Origin of the sequence: Streptomyces sp. NPDC060232 (genome assembly GCF_042726555.1) — a bacterium.
Classification (GTDB): Bacteria; Actinomycetota; Actinomycetes; order Streptomycetales; family Streptomycetaceae; genus Streptomyces.
Window position 1 is genome coordinate 86,307 of record NZ_JBHXAG010000011.1, and the last position, 17,160, is coordinate 103,466.

A 17,160-nucleotide genomic window follows, 5' to 3' on the forward strand; every position below is an offset into this window, starting at 1 on the left:
CCGTCCCTTCGGCGGCCCCCACGGCACCGTCGTGGCGACCGCCGAAGGGGTCCGTCGCAAGCGCGCCCGTCGGTCAGCGCAGGGATTCGGCCGGCGGGCGCTCGCGGAGGGCTCCGTAGGCGATGAAGTACGCCGGGATGCGGTTCAACCAGGCCGATGCGGTGACGAGTTCCGTCACCCGCTTGGCGCGCCGGGGGTCGCCGAACGCGGTGCGGCCCTGGAGGATGGGTTCGAGGACCTGGGTGTGGGCCAGGCGTTGGAGCCGCTGCGTCGCCACGGTGGTGGGCCAGCGGCGGAGCTGGACGCGGCGCACGTCGTTCAGGCCCACCCTGCCCTCGCGCAGCGGACGCACGAGGTGGCGGGCCGCGGCGACCGCGTCCTGCACGGCGAGGTTGATGCCGATGCCGCCCACCGGTGACATCGCGTGGGCGGCGTCGCCGATGCACAGCAGCCCCGGGCGGTGCCAGCGGCGCAGGCGGTCCAGTCGTACGTCGAGCAGTTTCACCTCGTCCCAGGAGGTGACGGCGTGGCTCCGGTCGGCCAGCCAGGGGGCGGCCTCCGCGAAGCGGGCCATGAACCGCTCCAGGCCCTCGGCGCGGCGCTCGGCGTCGGTCCCCTTCGGGATGAGCGCGGCGCACTGCCAGTAGTCGCCGCGGTCGATGAGCGCAGTGAAGAACCGGTCGCCCAGGCCGCCCACGAGCCCGCCTGGGTCGCCCTCGCGCCGGGGCAGGCGGAACCACCAGGCGTCCATGGGGCACGGGAAGTGCTCCAGGCCGAGTTCGGGCAGGGTCCTGGCCAGTGAGCCGCGGCCGTCGCAGGCCACGGTCAGGGTGGCCCTGAGTTCGCCGGTGGCGCCGTCCGCGGTGCGGTAGCGCACGCCGTTGACGCGTCCGCCCTCGATGAGGAAACCGGTCGCCTCGGTGTCCATGCGCAGGTGGAAGGAGGGTTCCCGGGCCGCCTCGTCGGCGAGGAGGTCGAGGAGGTCCCACTGGGGCACCATCGCGATGTAGTTGTACTTCCCGGGCAGGGCCCCGATGTCGCCGACGGTGACCAGGCAACGGTCCGGTCCGATGGGCAGCTGAACCGTGGTGACGCGGCGCTGCGGCAGCCGGGCGAAGCGTTCGGCCAGGCCGATGTCGTCGAGCAGCGACAGGGTGGTGGGGTGCACGGTGTCGCCGCGGAAGTCGCGCAGGAAGTCACCGTGTCTCTCCAGCACCGTCACCTCCACACCGGCGCGGGCCAGCAGCAGCGCGAGCACCATTCCGGCCGGGCCGCCCCCCACCACGCAGCAGGTCGTTCGCTCCACGGCAACCACTCCCTTCGCGGAGATCGGGCGATCCCCACGGCACGTATACCGCACCGCGGGCGGCGGCCCCGGCGGAACACTCGCCGGTTGCGCGCAGGCCCTGTCCAGGCCGATCAGGCGGAGATCGCCGACGGGAGCGACGGGAGCGAGGGGTGCACGCAGACACCGAACGGCGGGGCCGTATCCTGAGGGAGACGATGCGGGCACTGCCGATGCGTCGCAGCCGCCCGCCGCAGCCGGGCGCCGCCACACTCCGGGTACCAGGTACCCGGCAGATGATCGGGAGTTGACGGGTGATCAGTCTGGCCGCAGTGGGGGCAGTAGCCCTGGTCGAACTGGGCATGGCCCTGACTCCGGGGCCGAACATGATCCACCTCGCCTCTCGCGCGATCACCCAAGGCCGCAGGGCGGGCCTGGTCAGCCTGAGCGGGACCGCTGTGGGATTCCTGTGCTATCTGCTGGCCGCGGCCGCAGGCCTGTCCGCGCTGTTCGCCGCCGTGCCGCTGGCGTTCACGGTGGTCAAGCTCGCTGGGGCCGCCTACCTGGCTTACCTGGCCTGGGGGATGCTCAAGCCCGGTGGCCGCTCGCCCTTCGCTCCGGCCCAGGACCTGCCTCCGGTCTCTGACGCCCGCCTGTTCTCGATGGGGCTGCTGACCAACCTGCTCAACCCCAAGATCGCTCTCTTGTACGCCGCTCTGCTGCCCCAGTTCATGGATCCACAGGCGGGCCCGGGCTGGGCGCAACTGCTCCAGCTCGGTGGTGTGCAGATCATCGTGGGTATCTCCGTGAACGCTCTGATCATGCTGGGCGCAGCACGGGTGTCGGGCTTCCTGGCCGCCCGGCCCCGCGTGATGACCGCTCAGCGGTTCGCGTCAGGCGGCCTGCTCGGCGTCTTCGCGCTGCGCACCGCACTGTCCCGTACCCCTGTCTCGGCCTGAGCCCTGCCCGCACGCCTGTGACACCGGCCTGATCGCCCGCTCGACGGTGCTGCGCTTCTTGGAGCGGTCCTCATCGAAGCCTGGTGGCCGTCCACCACGTGTGCCGTTCACTCGGATCACCCCGCCCCCTGCCCGCAGGAACGACTCGGGCACGCAGTGGTCACACGACCGGCCGGACAGGCTGGCGCCGTGACCCGGTGAACCTTTCCGGCCACAGCACTAGGCTCGACCCCGTGCCAGCCTCCCGTCTCCACCGCGTCGCCGTCCTCGTCCTCGAAGGCGCGAAGCCGCTCGATGTGGGCATCCCCGCGCAGGTCTTCACGACCCGCGCGAGCATGCCGTACGAGGTGCGGGTGTGCGGCGCGGCCCCTGGGCTCGTGGCCGGCGGCGACGGGCTCTCGTACCACGTGACGCACGGGCTGGACGCCCTCGCGTGGGCCGACATCGTCTTCGTCCCCGGTTACCGCTTCCCGGACCGCGAGGACCCGCCGCGGCCCGTCATCGACGCGCTGATCGCGGCCCACGAGCGGGGTGCGCGGCTCGCCGCCATCTCGACGGGCGCATTCGCGCTCGCCGCGACGGGCCTGCTCGACGGGAAGCGCGCGACGACGCACTGGCACTACGCGCGGGCCCTCACCGCCAAGCACCCGCTCGTCCGGGTCGACGAGAACGTCCTGTTCGTCGACGAGGGCAGCGTCCTCACCTCGGCGGGCGCCGCGTCCGGCATCGACCTGTGCCTGCACATCCTGCGCGGCGACCTCGGCGTGGCAGCGTCGAACCACGCGGCGCGGCGCCTGGTCGCCGCCCCCTACCGCAGCGGCGGCCAGGCGCAGTACGTGCCGCGCAGCGTGCCGGAGCCGCTCGGCGAGCGGTTCGCCGCCACGCGCGAGTGGGCGCTGCGCCGGCTCGGCGAGCCCCTCACCCTGGAGTCCCTGGCCCGGCACGCCGGGGTGTCGCCCCGTACGTTCTCGCGGCGGTTCGTGGAGGACACCGGGTACACGCCGATGCAGTGGGTCATGCGGGCCCGCATCGACGTGGCCCGTGAGCTGCTCGAACGCTCGCAGCGCGGTGTCGAGCAGATCGCCGCCGACGTCGGCCTCGGCACCGGCGCGAACCTGCGGCTGCACTTCCAGCGGATCCTGGGGACCAGCCCGACCGAGTACCGGCGCACCTTCACCAAGGGCGAGTAGGTCCGTGAGGATCCCGCCACCGCTCCTGGCGAGATCCTTTTGAACAGTGGCGATCACGCCGCTGTCGCGGGCGGGCAAGGGGCGCGAACCTGATGTCGAACGAAAGGGACTCGCTCATGACTCGCATCGCCATCAACGGATTCGGCCGCATCGGACGCAACGTGCTGCGCGCGCTGCTCGAGCGCGAAAGCGACCTCGAGGTCGTCGCCGTCAACGACCTCACGGAGCCGAAGGCCCTCGCGCGGCTCCTCGCGTACGACAGCACCTCCGGCCGGCTCGGCCGCCCGGTGACCGTCGACGGGAACACCCTGGTCGTCGACGGCCGCCGCATCACGGTGCTGGCCGAGCGGGAGCCGGAGCAGCTGCCGTGGGCCGACCTCGGCGTCGACATCGTGCTGGAGGCCACCGGCCGCTTCACCTCGGCTGACGCCGCCCGCGCCCACCTCAAGGCGGGGGCGAAGAAGGTACTGGTCAGTGCGCCCTCGGACGGCGCCGACGTCACGCTGGCGTACGGCGTCAACACCGACGCCTACGACCCGGCCGTGCACACCATCGTCTCGAACGCGTCGTGCACGACGAACGCGCTCGCCCCGCTGGCCGCGGTCCTCGACGAGCTCGCGGGCATCGAGCACGGCTTCATGACGACGGTGCACGCCTACACGCAGGAGCAGAACCTGCAGGACGGCCCGCACCGCGACCCGCGCCGCGCCCGCGCCGCCGGCGTCAACATCGTGCCGACCTCCACGGGCGCCGCGAAGGCGATCGGCCTGGTGCTGCCGCAGCTCGACGGCAAGCTGCAGGGCGACTCGATCCGCGTGCCGGTCCCGGTGGGTTCCATCGTGGAGCTCAACACGACCGTCGCCCGCGAGGTGACGCGCGAGGAGATCCTGGAGGCGTACCGCGCCGCCGCCCAGGGACCGCTGGCCGGTGTGCTGGAGTACTCGGACGACCCGCTGGTGTCGTCCGACATCACCGGCAACCCCGCCTCGTCGATCTTCGACTCGGAGCTCACCCGCGTCGACGGCCGCCACGTCAAGGTCGTCGCCTGGTACGACAACGAGTGGGGCTTCTCGAACCGCGTGATCGACACCCTCACGCTCCTGGCCGCGGGCTGAGCAGCCGCCCCGCCGTCAGTGACCCGCGCTCCGGCCGGCCCCCTCGGGCCGGCCGGAGCGTGCCGTTCTCAGCGCCCTTCTCAGACCTTCTCAGTGCCGTTCTCAGACGTTCTCAGAAGTCCCCGTAGCGCATGCGGCCGAGCGCCGACATCGGCAGGTCGTGCGCGGCGACCGGGGCCGGCAGGCATGTCGAGCCGGTGAGGTAGCGGTCCACGGCGGCTGCCGCCGCCCGGCCCTCGGCGATGGCCCACACCACGAGCGACTGCCCGCGCCCCGCGTCACCCGCCACGAACACCCCCGGCGCCCGGCCGCCGCGCGCCGCGAAGCCGGCGTCCCGCGCGAAGTTGCCGCGTTCGTCCAGCTCCAGGCCCAGCTGCTCGCGCAGGCCGCCCGCCCGCTCGGGGCCGGAGAAGCCGAGTGCCAGCAGTACCAGCCCGGCCGGCAGGACCCGCTCGGTACCCGCCAGCGGGCTGCGGCCCACCGGCTCGACGGCGGTCAGGTGGAGCGCCCGTACCCGGCCCGAGGCATCCCCCTCGAAGCGCAGGGTGGCGCAGGCGAACAGCCGGGGGTCGCGGCCCTCGCGCCCGCGGGCCTCGGCGTGGGCGTGGGAGATCCGGTACGTCCTGGGGTACACCGGCCAGGGCTCGTCGCCGGTGCGGCCGGGGCCGGGCTCCGGGTTGATGTCGAGCTGGACCACGGACATCGCGCCCTGCCGCAGGGCCGTTCCCATGCAGTCGGATCCGGTGTCGCCGCCTCCGACGATGACCACGTGCCTACCCTCGGCGGTGACGGGCGAGTCGACCCGGTCACCCTCCTGTACCCGGTTCGCGCAGGTCAGGTAGTCCATGGCCTGGTGGATGCCGTGCAGCTCGCGGCCGGGGACGGGTAGTTCCCTGCGCTCGCCGGCTCCGATCGCGACGACGACGGCGTCACACCGGCCGCGCAGCTCGGCGGCATCGGCGTCGACACGGGCGCCCCCTTCGGCCGCGGCTCCGACGTCGTGGCCGGTGATGAACACGGTGCCCTCGGCGCGCATCTGCTCGATCCGGCGGTCCAGCTGCGCCTTCTCCATCTTGAACTCGGGGATGCCGTAGCGCAGCAGGCCGCCGATCCGGTCGGCCCGCTCGTGGACCGTGACCGCGTGGCCGGCCCGGGTCAACTGCTGCGCGGCGGCCAGTCCGGCCGGACCGGAGCCTATGACGGCCACGGTCTTGGCGCTGTGCCGCTCGGGCGGCCTCGGCACCATGTAGCCGCGCCGCAGTCCCTCGTCCGCGATCGTCTGCTCGATGTTCTTGATGGTCACGGGGTCCGCGTTGATCGTGAGGACGCAGGCGTCCTCACAGGGGGCCGGGCAGAGCCGTCCGGTGACCTCCGGGAAGTTGTTGGTCGCGTGCAGCCGCTCGTACGCCGCGCGCCAGTCGCCGTGGGCGGCGTAGGCGTTCCACTCGGGTATGAGGTTCCCGAGGGGGCAGCCGGTGTGGCAGAACGGGATTCCGCAGTCCATGCAGCGGTCGGCCTGCCTGGAGACGAGCGGGAGCAGGGCCTGGCCCGCGTAGACCTCGTGCCAGTCGCCGAGCCGTTCCTCGACGGGACGGGCCGGGACGGGCTCGCGGGGGATCCTGAGGAAGCCGAACGGATCGGTCACTCGCCGCCTCCCTGGATCGTTCGCGGCGGGGTGTACGGGTGCGCGCACCGCGGTTCCGGCGCACGCTTTCAGTGGCGGTCCGACCAGGTTACGCCGCCTCCGTGGCGGGCGCCCAGGGCCGCTCGGCCGCGCGCGCCCGGGGGCTCAACGGTTCGGGGCGGTCACCCGCGCAGCAGGGCGCAGACGAAGTCCTCCTGGACGTTCCGGACCCGCGCGAGCAGCTCGGGGTTGCCGGTCAGGGACGTCTGGGTGGTGATCGTGAAGGTCAGCGAGCGGCTGCCGTCCGCCGTGGCCGCGGCGAGCTGTGTGTAGCCGGGCGTGTTGCCGGTGTGGCCGTACACCGTTCCGCAGCGGGTGGTGTAGCGGTAGAGGGCCAGGCCCGCCTCGGTCCGGCCGGGTCCGGGGGGCTGGGAGAGCGCGCCGGGGATGAACCTGAACTGCTGGCGGCGGGTGCGGTCCGAGATGAGGGCGCCGCCCGCGTAGCCCCGGATGAAGGCGGTCAGGTCCTCCGGGGTCGAGACGATGCCCCCTGCCGCCCAGGCTCCGGAGGCGCTCACGGCCTCGCTGACGTCGACGGGCCCTTCCTGCGGGTCGATCTGGTAGCCGTGGAGGAAGGGCTCGGGCAGCCCGTAGCCCTGGGGCAGCGTGGTGGCGGTCAGGCCCAGCGGCCGGTACACGAGCTCGCGCAGCAGCGTCTCGTACCGGCGTCCGGTGGCGGCCTCGGCCATCAGGGCGACGGCGATGTTGTCGGAGTTGGAGTAGTGGTAGCGGCTGCCCGGCCGGAATTGGAGGTCCTCGCCGGCGACGAACTCCAGCAGGCGCCGGGAGTCGAAGTGGTGGCGGGGGTCCGCGGAGACGATGTCGAGGAACTCCTGGGAGGCCGAGTAGTCGGGCAGTCCGCTGGTGTGGTTGAGGAGTTGCCGCAGCGTCACCTCGTGCCACGCGACGGGCTGATCGGGCAGGACCTCGCCGATGGTGGCGTCCAGCCGCAGCCGGCCGCGGTCGACGAGGCTCAGGGCCACCGCTCCGCTGAAGGCCTTCGCGACGCTGGCGATGCGCATGTGGTCGGTCGCGCTCGGCGGCCTGCCGCTCTCCAGGTCGGCCACGCCCGCGCGGTAGACCTTCGTACGGTCGCCGTCGCGCAGGACGGCGATGACCCCGGGGGGCCCGTCGGGCCGGTCCACGAGTTCGCGGAGCTCCTGGCGGAGGTCCGCCGCGGTGGGCGACGGCGGGTTGCGGTCCGCCACGGCCTGCGCGGGCGGCACGCAGACGCCGAGCAGGGCGCCCCACACGGCGGTGGCGGCGGCCAGGCGCAGGGACGGACGGATCCGGCGGGCGCGGCCGTACGGGCGTGGGGACACGGCGGAACCTCCAGGGGAGACACGGAGCGCGGTGGCCCACGATGGCACCGGCCGCGTCGATGCCGGCGCAGACACGGCCGCACGGGGGCGGCCGTGGCCCGTCCGGCCCAGACGGGTACCGGGTCGCGGTCCGCGCCGGCCGTGCCCGCCGGCCCAGCTGCTCGGCCGCATGGTGTCCCGCGAAGCGCGAGGTGCTCCGCCGCAGATCGCGGGCTACGGTCGGGAGGTTTGCGGTCGCGGCGAGCGAGCAAGCGCGAGGTGACCGGAACACCGATCGAGGAGGCGTGTGGAATGGCGGACCAGGGCAAGGGCCAGGACGTGGTCGCGGTGATCCTCAAGGACCACCGCACGATGGAGGAGCTCTTCCGCCGGATGCGGAGCATCGAGGCCGACCGCGCAGCGGCCCGGGACGAGTTCTCGGCACTGCTCATCGCGCACGGCGAGGCCGAGGAGGCCAAGGTCTACGGCGCTTTCAAGCGTTTCCGGGGCGTCGACGACGACGAGGTGGAGCACGGCGAGGAGGAGCACGCCGAGGGGAACGAGGCGCTGCTGAAGCTTCTGGAAGTGGAGGACGTCGGCTCCGAGGAGTGGGACGAACGCCTGGAGGACCTGGTCAAGGCGGTCTCCCACCACCTGGACGAGGAGGAGCGGACCATCCTCAACGGCGCCCGGGAGAACGTCCCCGACGAACGCAGGGCCGAGCTGGGTGCCGCGTTCCTGGAGGAGCGGGAAAGGCAGCTCGCGTCGGACTGCGGCAGCATCGAGAACGTCCGCAAGATCGTGGGTAGGTGACGGGCCCCGGCGGGTACGTTGAGGCGACCCGTCTGACAGCTCTGCGGCAGGCCGGCGAAGCAGCTCGCCGGCCTGCACGACACGGCTAGGGTCTGTATCGAGTTGCCCTGCGGGGCAACTCGATACAGACCCTAGTGCCGCGCGCATACCCGCAGGTCAACGCCGTCCGCTCGCACGGACAGGGAGTTCGGGGCGAGCGGCGCAGGCGCGGGCAGTCGGAGCGGGCCGCTGCCCGGGGTGATCGACCCCAGCACGCGGGGGCCGGCGGCCCCGGTGCAGCCGGGCGTGTTGCCCGGGAGGCCGTGCACGGTGAGGTAGCCGAGTACGGCGAACGCGTACGCCTCCTTCGCCGCGGCGGGCAGGCCGAGTTCCTCCGAGGCGCGCAACCGCGTACCGGCCAGTTCGGCGCGGAGCATCGCCGTCAGCGTCGGGTTGCGCACCCCGCCTCCCGAGGCGAACACCTCGGTGGCTCCCAGGGGCCGGAGCGCGTCGGCGACGGTCCGGGCCGTGAGGCGGGTGAGCGTGGCGACGACGTCCTGCGGCGGCAACTGCCCGAACTCCCCCAGGTAGGGACGGAGATACCCCTGGTGGAAGAGTTCCTTGCCCGTCGTCCGCGGCGCGGGCAGCCGGTAGTACGGCTCGGTGAGCAGCCGTTGCAGCAGGCCTTCGTGGACGCGTCCGGAGGCGGCGAGCGCGCCGTCCTCGTCGTACGCCAGCCGCCCGCCGCTCAGTTCGCGTACTGCGGCGTCGATCAGGGCGTTGCCCGGGCCGGTGTCGAAGGCCACGGGGTCGGCGTGGCGGGGGACGACGGTGACGTTGGCGATCCCCCCGATGTTCAGGGCGGCCGGCACTCCGGGACGGCCGCGCAGCAGCATCAGGTCGATCAGGCTGACCAGCGGTGCGCCCTGCCCGCCGGCCGCGATGTCGCGCGTCCGGAAGCCGGAGACGACCGGGCGGCCGGTGGCCTCGGCGATCCACGCCGGTTCGCCGAGCTGGAGGGTGCCGTGGACCTGTCCGTCCGCGGCCCAGTGATACACGGTCTGCCCGTGTGAGGCGATCAACTCCGCACTCCCCCGGCACAGTTCCAGGTCGGCGCGGACGGCCAGCCGCCCGAAGGACTGCCCGATGCGGGTGTCGAGACGGCATACGTCGGCGAGGGTGGTGGGGGCGGGGGGCAGGGCCCGCGCGAGCTCGCTTCGCAGGTCGGCCGGGTACGGTTCGCTGACCATGCCGAGCGGGGTGAGGTGCAGCGCGCCGTCCTCCGGCCGGTGGGCGAGGTCGCAGGCGGCGGCGTCCACGGCGTCGTAGGAGGTCCCGGACATCAGGCCGATCACCCTCATCGCAGCGGCTTGCGGTGGTCGTCGCCGCGCAGCGTCAGCAGCGCCGCGGCGCTGACGGCGCAGGCGCCGGCGGCGTAGTGGGCGGGGATGGCGGTGTCTGCGGTCCTGGCGGTGAGCGCGGTGATGACGAGCCCCGCGCAGCCGGAGAACACGGCGTTGGCGAGGGCGTAGGAGAGTCCGAGCCCGGTGCAGCGCACGCGTCTGGGGAACATCTCGGCCAGCATGGCCGGTCCCGGTCCGGCGAGCAGGCCGACCAGCGCGCCGGCCGTGAGCACGGCCGCGGCCCGGGTCTGCGGGGATGACCCGGGTGACTGGAGCAAGTGCAGCAGGGGGTGGGCGAGTACGGCGATCCCGAGCGCACCGCCGAGCATGACGGGGCGCCGCCCGACGCGGTCGCTGAGCAGTCCGGCGGGCAGGATCGACGCGGCGAAGCCGAGGTTGACGAGGGTGGTGGCCAGCAGGGCGTCCCGGAACGACGCGCCGAGAGCGGACTGGAGATGGGACGGCAGCACGACGAGGAAGGTGTAGCCGGCCGCCGACCAACCGAGGATCCGTCCGATGCCGAGTACGACGGCACGGGCCTGCTCCGCCAGGGCACTTGTGCCGGTCGGCCCGGTCGCGTCTGTTGCGTCCGCCGCGCCGGGCTGCGGCGCGCCGGGGGGCGCGTCCGGGATCTCCTCCAGTGCCGTGCGCAGCCACAGCGCGACCGTGCCCAGCGGCAGGGCCAGCAGGAACGGGATCCGCCACCCCCACGCGTACAGCGCCTCGGCCGGCAGGGCCGTGGCCAGGGCCGCGGCCGTACCGGCGCCGGCCAGCAGGCCGAGGGCGACGGTGAGGGACTGCCACGCGCCGTACAGGCCGCGTCGGCCGGGCGGCGCGTGCTCCACCATCAGGGACACCGCGCCTCCGAACTCGCCTCCGGCGGACAGCCCTTGGAGCACGCGCAGGAACGTGAGCAGCCAGGGGGCGACGGCTCCGATGTCGGCGCGCGTGGGGAGGAGCCCGATCAGGGTGGTGGCGAGCGTCATGAGGCCGACGACGAGCACGAGGGTGGGGCGGCGGCCGAAACGGTCACCGATGCGCCCGAACAACAGGGCGCCGACGGGCCGGAAGAAGAAGGCGAGGGCGAACGAGGCGTACGTGGCGACCAGCGCTTCGGCGCCGCCGCCGGGGGCCCCCGCGTGCGGGGTGAAGAAGTTGGCCGCGATGACGGTGGCGAAGCAGCCGTAGACGCCGAACTCGTACCACTCGACGAGGTTGCCCGCCGAACCGGCGAGCAGGGCCCGGCGGGCCGCGGCGTGGGGCGGCGGCGCAGGGAGCAGTTCGGTCGGGCTCACCCGTGCTGCGTGCCCGCTCGGAGGCGGGCCGATGCCTGCCGGCGTCCCGATTCAGCACATCGGCGGCGGGGCGATGGTCGCCTGTTCGTATCATCTCGATTCGAACGCAAATGCGGGACAAATCACATCGTGTCCGATGCGGCCTCGGCAGGACGTGCGGGAAAACTGGTCCGCCGTCAGAGCCAAGACGACTGCCACCGAGAACAGGACCAGGCCACTGATCTGAATTGTCGCCTGCCAACCGATTGCGGAGGTGTCACGATGTCCTGCTCCAGGACCGACTTCCGAAAGGCCCTCAAGGGCACTTCTCCGATGTGCTGTTGCCTCAGAGCACGTGCCGTCTTCTTCATACTGCTCCTCGCGGCCGGCGCCCTGACCGGCCACACGGACCCGGCCCACGCAGCGCCGTCCTACGGCGCGAGAGCCGTCAAGGTGGCCGCCTCCAAACAGGGCTCGCCGTACGCCTACGGCGCCACCGGCCCCAGACGCTTCGACTGCTCGGGCCTGACCCTGTACGCCTTCAAGAAGGCCGGCAAACGCCTCCCGCGCACGGCCGACCAGCAGTACGAGCACACCCGCCACATCCCCAAGGCCGATCGCACGGCCGGTGACCTGGTCTTCTTCCCCCGAGGGGCGACCATGACACACGTCGGCATCTACGCCGGCAACAACAGGATCTGGCACGCTCCCCGTCCCGGCACGACCGTGCGTCTGGAACGGATTTGGAGCGAAGCGGTCCGATACGGACGCGCCACCTGAGCCGTCCCCTGCTCCCCCACCCGTTCGCAGCGCGTTCGCGCTCACCGCCTGGCCGGCAGTGACCGGCGCACGCGCGTGTACGTCGATCGACCCCTGGTCACCGATCCTCTTCTCGGTGGTGCGCGTGACCTGGAAGCGGGCGACGGCACGGGGCAGCCGCCCGGCACGGCGGTAGGACTAGTGCAGCCGCCAGGTGAGTTTTCCGCCGCCGACCCAGCGGACCACGTCCGGATCGTCGAGGTCGTGGATGGTGATCCCCGCGTCCGCGGCAGCCAGGATCACATCGGTCATGGATGTCGCCATGCGGGCCACCTCCCCGTCGATCTCGACGATCCGGAAGGGCGGGTCGCCGGGCTGGACCCCCAGGACGGTGACCCGCGCCGAGGACATGTACGGGCTCATGCTCTCTGTCATGCGGAGATCGTTCCATGCCGACCGCCGTGTCCCGCCCATTGGCAGCGCGTCGGCCGCCCGCAATGACACCCCGCGGCCGCTCCCGGTGGCACTGAGTTACCGTGCTGAGTACGCGTACTCTGACGCGCCCGGCGGCCCGGCCCCATCATGGTGATCATCAAGGCCCTGCGGCCGCGTCCCACCCGGGCAACACGAGGAGTTCCATGCGTTCTGGACCGGTGCGCACCTTCGCCGTCCTCACCTTCGGCAACTGGCTGTCGGGGGCGTACCTCGGCTTGGCCGCGTTCCTGCTGCTGACAGGCGCCGGCGACGGCGGCGACCAGACGACCGGGATATTCGCCCTGATGCTGGCCGTCCCCACCGGGGCCCTCCTGCTCTCGGTGGTCAACTCGATGGGGTCCTGGGCGCAGACCGACGCCACCATCTGGTGCATCCTGGCGTGCTCGTACCTCTTCCAGGCTTTCCTGCTCGGCCTGGTCGCCCGCGCGTCCCGCCGGCGGCGGGACGTATCCGGCGAGGTCAGAGCCTCGCAGATGCGGCCTGGTCGATCATCGGCAACCCTTGCCGTGGGGGACGAACCCTAAGGAGGCCGTCATGTCGATGATGGACAAGCTCAAGCAGATGCTGCGGGGTCACGAGAGCCAGGCCGACCAGGGAATCGACAAGGCCGGTGACTACGTCGACGGCAAGACGCGGGCCAGGTACAGCAGTCAGGTCGACACCGCGCAGGACAAGCTCAAGGAGCAGTTGCGCCGCGACCAGGGGAACCCGCCCCCGCCCCAGCGCTGACCCCGCCCTGAGCTCTGCCTGGGCCGTACGGTTCGGCTGCGGCGCGGGTGGGTGGCTGCTGGGGCTGCGCCCCGGGCTGTGCGGTTCGGCTGCCGTCGGTGTTTCGGCTGCGGGCCGGTGGCTGCTGGGGCTCTGCCCCAGGCCCCGCGCCTCAATCGCCGGCGGGGCTGGGTGGTGTGGGGTGGTGCCCCGCCGGAGTGTCTCCTCGGCTCGCGCGGTGCTGCATGTCGCGGTGGTGCCCGGTGGTGCGCGCTCGTCCTGCGGGGACACTCCGCCGTGTCCCCACCCCACGGCAGGCTCCGACCGTGCCCCGCAGACGCCGAAAGCCGACCACGTCTTCCGGACTCCGCCCCGTCGCGGTGGAGCGGGGACGGGCAGGGGTGTCCCCGCAGGACGAGCGCGCAACCACCGAGCACAACCGAGAAGGCTAGTCACGCGCGAGCCGAGGAGACACCCCTGCCCGGCGCCGCGACCGGCCCGCACCACTCCAGCCCCGCCGGCGTTTGAGGCGCGGGGCCTGGGGCAGAGCCCCAGCAGCCACCCCGCCCGGCAGGGCGAAGACCCGGGCCCGGGACGCGACCCGGACTGCCACCCGCCGCGGGAGCGGAAGGGCGGAGCCCCAGCACCACCCCGCCCGGCAGGGCGAAGATCCGGGCCCGGGGCGTGCTCCGGACTGCTACCCGCCGCGGGAGCGGAAGGGCGCCATCGCGGTGATCGTCAGCGGGCCCAGCCGGGTTTCGCACAGGGTGGCGAAGCCGAAGTGGTGGTACAGGGGGACGTTCGACGGGTCCGCCGTGGTCAGGTAGGGGGCGGGTGAGGTCGCCAGGACGTGGTCCAGCAGGGCGCGGCCCGCTCCGCGGCCCGTGAGGGCCGGGCGTACCCCGATGAACTCCAGGGTCCAGGCCCCCGGCGGCGCGCCGCCCTCGGTGGCGCCCAGGTAGCGCAGCGTCCGCCCGAGGGCACGCGGCCCGGAGTGCCGCAGCGTACGGGCCGCCCAGAGCGCGCGGGCCCCGGCGGACGGCGTCGCGCCCGGCGGGGTGAGGACGGCCGCCGCGAGGAGCCGGCCGTCCGGCCCGACGAGGGCGGTCCGCCGGGCACCGGCGAGGCGGGCGTGGGTGCGCAGGGTGTTGCGGAACCAGTGGGTGCGGGCGGAGGCCGAGTCGCCGCAGATCCAGGAGACGGCGGGCTCCCGGGCGAACGCGGAGGCCAGCAGGTCGGCGCAGGCGACCGGATCGGGGTCGGTGTCGATCCGCCAGGGAGCCTCAGGCATCGCGCGTCTCCTCCAGCGGGGCTTCCGGTACGAGGTGGCAGACGAGCAGCTTGAGGAAGAACAGTGGTGCGAACCAGGCGAGAGCCATCGGCACCGGCAGCCAGAACAGGTTGACCAGGACGGCCGCCATCAGCACGGCCATCGCCACCGGGCGCCGCAACTGGACCGGTGCGCATTCCACGGCCACCGCCCCGCCGAGGAGCAGTGCGGCGTTGGCCAGGGTCCAGTCGAGGTCGCCGGAGAGGACGAACAGTCCCATCGCGGCGAGGTGGACCAGGTGCGCGGAGACGAACAGCAGCCGTGCGCGCCGGGCCGTGGGGTCGGCCCGGTGGTACCAGCGCTTGGCGGCGTTGGTGGCGTTGGTCAGCACCCCGCCGATCAGGTCGAGTCCGGCCAGGGCCACCACGACGAGTTGGGCGGTGGACCAGTCGCGGGCCGCCCCCGAGTTCCACACCCCGGCGGCCAGCAGCGCCGCGCAGCCGAGGAGGCCGATGGTTTCCACCACGGTCTCGGAACGGGACTTGCCCGGGCCCATGAACCGTTCCAGCCGGCCGGCGAGGCCGGGTGGGGTGGCCGGTATGTCCCAGGAGATTCGCAGGTCAGTGCGCATCGTTCGGCTCCTGTCCGGTCGTCGCCGCGCCCCACAGGCCGCGCAGCAGGGTCCACAGCTGTCCGGACGGATCGCCCGTCTCGGGGGCGGTCGTCATGCGGGCCAGGGCCCACGCGTCGGCGGCGCGGATGACCGCCGCGGTCGCCGCGGCCATCAGTGCGGGGTCCACGTCGTCACGGATCAGCCCGATCCGGCGGCCGTCGCAGACCAGGGCGCCGAACCAGTCGAGCCACGGGCCGCCGGCGGTGCGGCCGATGGCGGCGTCGGCGAGGGCCAGGTCCTCGGGGTGGTCGCCCAGGTGGGCGGCGAGGGCGGTGGAGCCGGCGGCGAACCGGGCGCCGAAGTCGTCCTCGTCGCGGGCCGGCTCCCAGGGCCCGAGGGCGTCGAGCAGCCGGTCGAGGACCCCGTCGAGGACGGCGGTGAGCAGGTCCTCCCGGCCGTCGAAGTAGTGGTAGGCGGCGGTCTTGGAGACCCCTGCCGCTTCGATGATCTTGTTGTAGGAGGCGCTCTCGGCGCCGTGTTCGGCGAAGTGTCGGCGCGCGACCCCCAGGATGTGCTCCCGGCGTTCGGCGGGCAGGCGGTCGAAACGGGGAAGAGGCATGAACCGATCTTACGCACCAGTGGGGTGTACCGCCAGTACACCCCGCTGGTTCCATCAGGTGGGGCGGTACAGGTGCGCAGGTGCGGGGCGCCGCCGAAGGACCGCTGGAGGGGGTCGTAGCGAGATCGCCGGCCGCCTCGGCAAGGTCACCACCGTCGAGCCCCACGCCGCCCGCCGGCGGGCGGGGCGAGGCGGTCCGGCGGGCGACCGAGGACACGTACCGCCACCACCCGCCCGTGGGTGTTCCGCGACCGCCGCCGGGCTGGCGGGCGGCCGCCGGTCTACGCCCGGCCGCCCTCCAGGAGGACACCCATCCACTCCTCGATGCCGGCGACCGTGCGCGGCAGGGCGCCCGACATCAGGCGGGCGCCGTTCGCCGTGATCACCAGGTCGTCCTCGATGCGGACGCCGATGCCCCGCAGCTCGGCCGGGAGGGTCTCGTCGTCGGGCTGGAGGTACAGGCCCGGCTCCACCGTGAGGACCTGGCCCTCTTCCAGGACCCCGTCCAGGTAGGTTTCCGCCCGCGCCTTCGCGCAGTCGTGCACGTCGAGCCCCAGCATGTGCCCGCTGCTGCACAGCGTGTACCGCCGGTGCAGGTCGCCCTCCGCGTCCTTCAGGACGCCCCAGTCGGCCAGACCCTCCGCGATCACCCGCATCCCGGCCCGGTGGAAGTCCCCGAAGCTCGCCCCCGGCCGCAGTGCCGCGATGCCCGCCTCCTGCGCGGCGAGGACCAGCTCGTAGACCTGCCGCTGGACGGGTGAGAAGCGGCCCGACAGCGGGAGGGTGCGGGTGATGTCAGCGGTGTAGAGGGTGTCCGTCTCCACGCCCGCGTCCAGCAGGAGCAGCTCCTGTCCGTTCAGCCGGCCGTCGTTTCGGATCCAGTGCAGGGTGCACGCGTGGGCGCCCGACGCGGCGATCGTCTCGTAGCCGGTGCCGTTGCCCTCGACCCGGGCGCGCAGGCCGAAGACCCCCTCGATCCAGCGCTCCCCGCGCGGGTGGGCCAGCGCGCGCGGCAGGGCCCGTACGACGTCCTCGAAGCCCGCCGTCGTGTGGTCGACGGCCAGTTGGAGCTGCTCCACCTCCCAGGCGTCCTTCACCAGGCGCAACTCCGACAGCGCGGCGGCGAGTTCCGCGTCGGAGCTCGCGTGGCGGCCCTCCGGCGCGCCGAGGGTGTCCAGGTGCGCGCAGCGGATGCCGGTGAGGCGCTCCGCCTCCGCCAGGTCCGGGCGGCGGCCCACCCAGAACTCCCCGTACCGGCGGTCCCGGTAGAACTCCCCGTCCCCGTCCGCCCGCGGCGAGCGGGGTCGCAGGTGGAGCACCGCCTCGTGCGCGTGCGGGCCCGACGGCTCCATGACCAGGACGTGGCCCGCCTGGTCCTCGCCGGTGAGGCCGGTCAGCCAGGCGTAGGCGCTGTGGGGGCGGAACCGGTGGTCGCAGTCGTTGGAGCGGACCTTCAGCTCGCCGGCCGGGACGATCAGCCGCTCGCCCGGGAAGCGGGCCGAGAGGCGCGCCCGGCGGGCGGGGGTGACGTCGTACGCCGGGACCCGGGCGGAGGCGGGGAGCGGGGAGGCGGCCCAGCCATCCGCCATGAACCGTGACAATTCCGGTGACACCGGACGGTCGTGACTGCCCGTGTTGAGGCGGGCGGGGGAGTCGGTCACGGGGGCTCCTTCACGAAAGACGCGAACTGGGG

General features: G+C 73.2%; 17 protein-coding genes. 7 read left to right on the forward strand and 10 right to left on the reverse strand.

The genetic code is table 11. The features are described from left to right. Positions 1–73 precede the first annotated feature (73 nt). Positions 74–1,306 (reverse strand): FAD-dependent oxidoreductase, encoded by a 1,233-nt coding sequence (locus ACFWFZ_RS17940; protein WP_387123358.1) that lies wholly within the window; start codon positions 1,304–1,306, stop codon positions 74–76. A 293-nt stretch (positions 1,307–1,599) separates the two neighbouring features. Between ACFWFZ_RS17940 and ACFWFZ_RS17945 the strand changes: the two genes are divergently transcribed. The 3 genes from ACFWFZ_RS17945 to gap all read left to right on the forward strand — a co-directional run bounded on the left by ACFWFZ_RS17945 (position 1,600) and on the right by gap (position 4,549). Further along, the gene (locus ACFWFZ_RS17945) at positions 1,600–2,244 is read left to right on the forward strand and encodes a LysE family translocator (protein WP_387123360.1); all 645 of its coding nucleotides are present in this window, start codon (positions 1,600–1,602) and stop codon (positions 2,242–2,244) included. A gap of 233 nt (positions 2,245–2,477) precedes the next feature. Then, positions 2,478–3,434, forward strand: coding sequence for a GlxA family transcriptional regulator (locus tag ACFWFZ_RS17950; protein ID WP_387123362.1), 957 nt, complete (start codon positions 2,478–2,480; stop codon positions 3,432–3,434). A 116-nt stretch (positions 3,435–3,550) separates the two neighbouring features. Beyond that, a complete protein-coding gene (gene gap, locus ACFWFZ_RS17955; protein WP_387123364.1) occupies positions 3,551–4,549 on the forward strand; it encodes a type I glyceraldehyde-3-phosphate dehydrogenase in 999 nt (332 codons plus the stop codon). Between the two features lie 112 nt (positions 4,550–4,661). Here the strand turns inward: gap and ACFWFZ_RS17960 are convergent, their stop codons facing one another. Together ACFWFZ_RS17960 and ACFWFZ_RS17965 are read right to left on the reverse strand one after the other, a co-directional pair. Then, the gene (locus ACFWFZ_RS17960) at positions 4,662–6,194 is read right to left on the reverse strand and encodes a glutamate synthase subunit beta (protein ID WP_387123366.1); all 1,533 of its coding nucleotides are present in this window, start codon (positions 6,192–6,194) and stop codon (positions 4,662–4,664) included. A gap of 161 nt (positions 6,195–6,355) precedes the next feature. Then, a complete protein-coding gene (locus ACFWFZ_RS17965) occupies positions 6,356–7,555 on the reverse strand; it encodes a serine hydrolase domain-containing protein (RefSeq protein ID WP_387123367.1) in 1,200 nt (399 codons plus the stop codon). A gap of 291 nt (positions 7,556–7,846) precedes the next feature. On the opposite strand from ACFWFZ_RS17965, the gene ACFWFZ_RS17970 reads away from it, so the two are divergent. Then, positions 7,847–8,347, forward strand: coding sequence for a hemerythrin domain-containing protein (locus tag ACFWFZ_RS17970; protein WP_387123597.1), 501 nt, complete (start codon positions 7,847–7,849; stop codon positions 8,345–8,347). A gap of 131 nt (positions 8,348–8,478) precedes the next feature. Here ACFWFZ_RS17970 and ACFWFZ_RS17975 read toward each other — a convergent pair whose 3' ends face one another. Both ACFWFZ_RS17975 and ACFWFZ_RS17980 read right to left on the reverse strand, forming a co-directional pair. Further along, positions 8,479–9,687 (reverse strand): anhydro-N-acetylmuramic acid kinase, encoded by a 1,209-nt coding sequence (locus tag ACFWFZ_RS17975; protein WP_387123369.1) that lies wholly within the window; start codon positions 9,685–9,687, stop codon positions 8,479–8,481. Next, positions 9,684–11,024, reverse strand: coding sequence for an MFS transporter (locus ACFWFZ_RS17980; protein WP_387123371.1), 1,341 nt, complete (start codon positions 11,022–11,024; stop codon positions 9,684–9,686). The genes ACFWFZ_RS17975 and ACFWFZ_RS17980 overlap by 4 nt, the downstream gene beginning before the upstream one ends. A gap of 312 nt (positions 11,025–11,336) precedes the next feature. On the opposite strand from ACFWFZ_RS17980, the gene ACFWFZ_RS17985 reads away from it, so the two are divergent. Beyond that, positions 11,337–11,783: a C40 family peptidase gene (locus ACFWFZ_RS17985; protein ID WP_387123599.1), complete on the forward strand. Its 447-nt coding sequence runs from the start codon at positions 11,337–11,339 to the stop codon at positions 11,781–11,783. 177 nt (positions 11,784–11,960) lie between these two features. Here ACFWFZ_RS17985 and ACFWFZ_RS17990 read toward each other — a convergent pair whose 3' ends face one another. Continuing rightward, on the reverse strand, positions 11,961–12,197 hold the full coding sequence (locus tag ACFWFZ_RS17990) for a hypothetical protein (RefSeq protein WP_387123373.1): 237 nt from the start codon (positions 12,195–12,197) through the stop codon (positions 11,961–11,963). Positions 12,198–12,400: 203 nt separating this feature from the next. Here ACFWFZ_RS17990 and ACFWFZ_RS17995 point away from each other — a divergent pair, with 203 nt between their 5' ends. Both ACFWFZ_RS17995 and ACFWFZ_RS18000 read left to right on the forward strand, forming a co-directional pair. Beyond that, positions 12,401–12,781, forward strand: coding sequence for an SCO4225 family membrane protein (locus tag ACFWFZ_RS17995; protein ID WP_387123375.1), 381 nt, complete (start codon positions 12,401–12,403; stop codon positions 12,779–12,781). Between the two features lie 10 nt (positions 12,782–12,791). Next, on the forward strand, positions 12,792–12,986 hold the full coding sequence (locus tag ACFWFZ_RS18000) for an antitoxin (RefSeq protein WP_387123377.1): 195 nt from the start codon (positions 12,792–12,794) through the stop codon (positions 12,984–12,986). 676 nt (positions 12,987–13,662) lie between these two features. Here ACFWFZ_RS18000 and ACFWFZ_RS18005 read toward each other — a convergent pair. The 4 genes from ACFWFZ_RS18005 to ACFWFZ_RS18020 all read right to left on the reverse strand — a co-directional run bounded on the left by ACFWFZ_RS18005 (position 13,663) and on the right by ACFWFZ_RS18020 (position 17,128). Continuing rightward, the gene (locus ACFWFZ_RS18005) at positions 13,663–14,256 is read right to left on the reverse strand and encodes a GNAT family N-acetyltransferase (RefSeq protein WP_387123379.1); all 594 of its coding nucleotides are present in this window, start codon (positions 14,254–14,256) and stop codon (positions 13,663–13,665) included. Further along, on the reverse strand, positions 14,249–14,866 hold the full coding sequence (locus ACFWFZ_RS18010; RefSeq protein WP_387123381.1) for a hypothetical protein: 618 nt from the start codon (positions 14,864–14,866) through the stop codon (positions 14,249–14,251). Before ACFWFZ_RS18010 ends, ACFWFZ_RS18005 begins: the two co-directional genes overlap by 8 nt. Then, entirely contained in the window at positions 14,856–15,467 is a 612-nt protein-coding gene (locus ACFWFZ_RS18015) for a TetR/AcrR family transcriptional regulator (protein WP_387123383.1), read from the reverse strand. Before ACFWFZ_RS18015 ends, ACFWFZ_RS18010 begins: the two co-directional genes overlap by 11 nt. Before the next feature lie 281 nt (positions 15,468–15,748). Next, the gene (locus ACFWFZ_RS18020) at positions 15,749–17,128 is read right to left on the reverse strand and encodes an aminopeptidase P family protein (RefSeq protein WP_387123385.1); all 1,380 of its coding nucleotides are present in this window, start codon (positions 17,126–17,128) and stop codon (positions 15,749–15,751) included. Positions 17,129–17,160: the final 32 nt, after the last annotated feature.